The following is a 609-nucleotide window of genomic DNA, read 5'->3' on the forward strand; positions in this document are numbered from 1 at the left end:
GTGCCATTATACTAATGTTTAACTATGTAATACATTGTACAACTAAAGGTGCTGTTATGAGAACAGAAATGCTAAGTACTCGCATAGACCATGATACCAAAGTTGCTTTTACTAGCATCTGTGACGAAATGGGTCTTAGTACATCACAAGCTATTAAAATTTTTGCAAAAGCCGTGATTAATCATGGTGGTATTCCATTTGACTTACGTGTGCCTCAACCAAATGAAACAACGATTTCTGCAATGAATGAACTCATTCAAGGTCATGGGCATAAAGCAGAATCTGTCGACGCTATGCTTACTGAGCTAACTGAAGGCAAAGTGAAGAATGTATAGCTTAGAATACTCAACACAATTCAAAAAAGACTTCAAAAAAATCACCAAAATGCCGATTTCGGACATCATTGAAGTCGGCAACATCATATCAAAGCTGCAAAGAGGCGAAAAACTCGACCCTAAAAATGTTGATCATCCTTTAACTGGCGGATGGGTTGGATTCCGTGACTGCCACGTTAAACCAGATCTAGTGCTCATTTATCGCATTTTTGATGGCCAACTCCAATTAGCTAGAATTGGCTCTCATAGTGATTTGTTCTGATGAAACTCAGTG

General features: G+C 38.4%; 2 protein-coding genes. Both read left to right on the plus strand.

What is annotated here, in order from left to right; genetic code table 11:
• Nucleotides 1-56: 56 nt before the first annotated feature.
• Nucleotides 57-335, plus strand: a complete 279-nt coding sequence (locus GOU96_RS18085) for a type II toxin-antitoxin system RelB/DinJ family antitoxin (protein ID WP_267783254.1) — start codon at nt 57-59, stop codon at nt 333-335.
• Nucleotides 328-597 carry a type II toxin-antitoxin system YafQ family toxin gene (locus GOU96_RS18090; protein ID WP_039428600.1) on the plus strand — a complete coding sequence of 90 codons (270 nt, stop codon included), beginning with the start codon at nt 328-330 and terminating at the stop codon, nt 595-597. Before GOU96_RS18085 ends, GOU96_RS18090 begins: the two co-directional genes overlap by 8 nt.
• The last annotated feature ends 12 nt before the right edge of the window (nt 598-609 follow it).

The organism is Vibrio sp. R-1 (assembly GCF_035615595.1).
Taxonomy (GTDB): domain Bacteria; phylum Pseudomonadota; class Gammaproteobacteria; order Enterobacterales; family Vibrionaceae; genus Vibrio; species Vibrio cholerae.